Source organism: Protofrankia sp. Cas3 (assembly GCF_963555955.1).
GTDB lineage: Bacteria > Actinomycetota > Actinomycetes > Frankiales > Frankiaceae > Protofrankia.
In genome coordinates this window covers 1-3,182 of the sequence record NZ_CAUVXP010000298.1, presented here as the reverse complement: position 1 = coordinate 3,182, position 3,182 = coordinate 1, and the positions used below count along the sequence as shown (strand labels likewise).

The 3,182-nt window shown below is 69.6% G+C and carries 4 protein-coding genes; all 4 read left to right on the top strand.

What is annotated here, in order from left to right:
- Window positions 1-705 (top strand): helix-turn-helix domain-containing protein (locus U9983_RS27395; RefSeq protein WP_322756779.1); only part of this gene is annotated, 705 nt, incomplete at its 5' end.
- Window positions 706-958: 253 nt separating this feature from the next.
- Window positions 959-1,978 (top strand): ACP S-malonyltransferase, encoded by a 1,020-nt coding sequence (locus U9983_RS27390; RefSeq protein ID WP_322756778.1) that lies wholly within the window; start codon window positions 959-961, stop codon window positions 1,976-1,978.
- Window positions 1,975-2,913 (top strand): beta-ketoacyl-ACP synthase 3, encoded by a 939-nt coding sequence (locus tag U9983_RS27385; RefSeq protein WP_322756777.1) that lies wholly within the window; start codon window positions 1,975-1,977, stop codon window positions 2,911-2,913. Before U9983_RS27390 ends, U9983_RS27385 begins: the two co-directional genes overlap by 4 nt.
- Before the next feature lie 62 nt (window positions 2,914-2,975).
- Window positions 2,976-3,182: acyl carrier protein (locus U9983_RS27380; RefSeq protein ID WP_322750506.1), on the top strand; the 207-nt coding region annotated here is incomplete at its 3' end.

The window sequence follows — 3,182 nt, the reverse complement described above, 5'->3', positions numbered from 1 at the left end:
CTGCCCTCGCGCGCGGCGGCGCTGGGATGGCGCAACCCGCCGGCGGTCGCAGTGATCATCGGGGACGCCCCGGACCACTCCCCCGAGGTCGTCGTCGACGAGGTCCACCGTCTCGGACGCGGAGCGGGGCTGGAGGTGCTCACCGGTGTCCACCACGAACGCCTGGTGGTCATAGTCGGTGGCGACTTCGCCGGCGACCAGGCGTCGCGGTCGGTCCGCGGCGGCGGCCAGGCCCAGCGCGCCCTGCTCAATGCCGCCGAAGCCCTGCTGCCCGCATGTGGACCGGGTCCGGTCGTCATCGGCCCGGTCGCCGCCGATCTGGCCGCCGCCGCATCCTCTGCGCACGCGGCGCTGGCCGCCGCCGACGTGGTCGCGGCCTGGCCGGCCGCGCCCCGGCCGGTGACGGCGCAGGCGCTCCTGCCCGAACGTGCCCTGGCCGGCGATACCGGCGCACGCCGTGCGCTGGTGGATGAGGTCTACATTCCGCTGCGCGAAGCCGGAGCGCCGCTGCTGGCGACGGCCGGTGCCTACCTCGACTTCGGCGCCTCGCTGGAGGCCACGGCGCGCGCGCTCTACCTGCATCCCAACACGGTCCGTTACCGGCTTCGTAAGGCGGCCGACGTGTGCGGGCTTGATCCGACAGACCACCGCGAACGGTTCACCCTGCACGTCGCTCTCATCCTGGGTCGACTCACCGCCACCTGACCGCCGGAATGATCACTTGTGTGGCCGGGGCTGCGGGCTCGGGAAGCCGGCCAGAAGATCAAAAACAGGCACTCACACGGGCCGTGTTACCGCCGATTGTCGCCCGTGTCACAAGATTCCGCTCCAGCAGGTAGATGCGGAACAAACATGTGCGACGACCGGATCGTCTTGTAGAGAACCCACAATGAGGCGCCGGCACAACGGTGAGTGCCCGCCAGCGACAGACACCGGCTGGGAAGGGTTAGGTAGTCCGGTGCTCGCTATCCTCGCGCCCGGTCAAGGTGCCCAGACTCCAGGTCAACTGCAACCCTGGCTCGAGATCGGCGGGGTTGAAACACGATTGCGATGGTGGTCCGAGGCGGTCGGAATCGACCTTGTCGACGTCGGCTGCCACGCATCCGCGGACACAATCCGAGACACGGCGCTTGCCCAGCCACTGATCGTCGCGACCGGTCTGGTCGCCGCCGAACAGCTGCCTGCGATCAACCCGGGACATATCGTCGTCGCCGGCCACAGCGTGGGTGAAATCACGGCTTGCGTCCTGGCCGGCACGCTGGACGCCGAAAGCGCGCTCGTGTTCGTCGCGCTGCGCGGACGCGCGATGGCGCAGGCCGCAGGGCGTGTCGCCACCGGCATGACCGCTGTCCTCGGCGGCGAGCCCGACCTCGTCATCGACCATCTTGAGCAACTCGGCCTGACCGCCGCGAACCGCAACGGTGCGGGCCAGATCGTGGCTGCCGGCACGGTCGAGGCGCTGGCCACCCTCGCCGAGCGCCCGCCGCCCCGGACCCGACTGCGGTCACTGTCGGTTGCCGGTGCTTTTCACACCCACTTCATGGAGCCTGCCCGCGAGCGCCTCGCGATGATCGCAGCGGGTCTGCGCCCGCGGACACCCGGGCTACCGCAGGTGTCCAACGCGGATGGCGCCGTCATCCGCACCGGGCCGGACCTGGTCGCCCGGCTGGTGGACCAGGTGGCAGCCCCGGTCCGGTGGGACCTGTGTCTGGCACAGCTTCGTGATCTCGGGGTGACCGCCGTCCTGGAGCTCCCGCCCGCCGGCACGTTGGCGGGAATCGCCAAAAGGGAGTTCCCCGGCGTACGGGTCGTCGCCGTCAAGACCCCCGACGACCTGCCCGCCGCCCGGGAGCTGGTCGCCGAGTACGGTGGCCCGCCGGCCGACACCGATCGGGCCGGTACCGATCAGGCCGGTACCGATCGGGCCGGCACAGCTGTCGGGGAGACGGACACCGGACTCGTCGGAGCGCTGCGATGACCGGGTCCCGGCTGATGGGGCTGGGGACATACCGTCCCGCCCGGGTGGTGACCAACGACGATCTTGCCAACCGGGTCGCGACGTCGGACGAGTGGGTGCGCACGCGGACCGGTATCGCCACCCGACGCATCGCCGACGCCGACGAGACCATCGTCTCAATGGGGAGCATGGCCGCGGAGAAGGCACTGGCCGCGGCCGGCATCGACGCCGCCGACCTCGACATGGTGCTGCTCGCGACCTGCACGAATCCGTCCCAGATCCCTGGCTCCGGGCCACAGATCGCCCACCGCCTCGGCGCTGTGCGGGCGGGCGCCCTCGACCTCAACGCCGGTTGCGCCGGCTTCTCATACGCCTTGTCGATGGCGTCGGACATGGTTCGGGCCGGCAGCGCCAGACACGTCATGGTCGTCGCGGCCGAACGGCTGTCGGACTACACCGACTGGGACGACCGCACGACCTGCATCCTGCTCGCCGACGGTGCGGGTGCAGCGGTCGTCGGACCCGCCGCGACGCGGGACATCGGGCCGGCCGTGTGGGGCCATGACGGCGGGAAGGCGGGTGCCATTCGCGTTCCGGGGTATGGTGACAACCTGTTTCGGATGGAAGGTCAGACGGTGTTCCGTTGGGCCCTCGCGTTGACACCGACAATCCGGCGCGCCTGCGAACTTGCCGGTTTCACACCCGCCGAACTCGCCGCTGTCGTCCCGCATCAGGCCAATCTCCGGATAATCGATGCGCTGGTAAGCGGTATCGGCGCCACAAACGCCGTCATCGCCCGCGACGTGGTTGATGCCGGCAACACCTCGGCCGCCAGCATCCCGCTCGCGTTCAGTCGGATCCTCGACGGTGGGGAACTACAGCCGGGTGATCCTGTTCTACTGTTCGGCTTCGGCGCCGGCCTGACCTACTGCGGTCAGGTCGTCCGCTGCCCATAGGATTCCCCGAAAGCACCGCCCGACACGCTGACGTACCGGGCTAAACCAAGAAGGAGGCGCACATGTCGCAGTCCGAGATCCTGGCAGGACTCGCCGCGATTCTCGAGGAGGTCGCCGGGGTCGACCCGGCCGACGCCACCGCGGACAAGACCTTCATCGACGACCTCGACGTGGACTCGCTGTCCATGGTCGAGGTCGTGGTCGCGGCCGAGGAGAAATTCGGCGTGAAGATCCCCGACGAGGACGTCAAGAGCCTCAAGACCGTCGGC

Excerpts from the sequence above, each read along its gene's own strand:
- U9983_RS27385 (WP_322756777.1), top strand. The coding sequence starts at position 1,975 with ATGACCGGGTCCCGGCTGATGGGGCTGGGGACATACCGTCCCGCCCGG.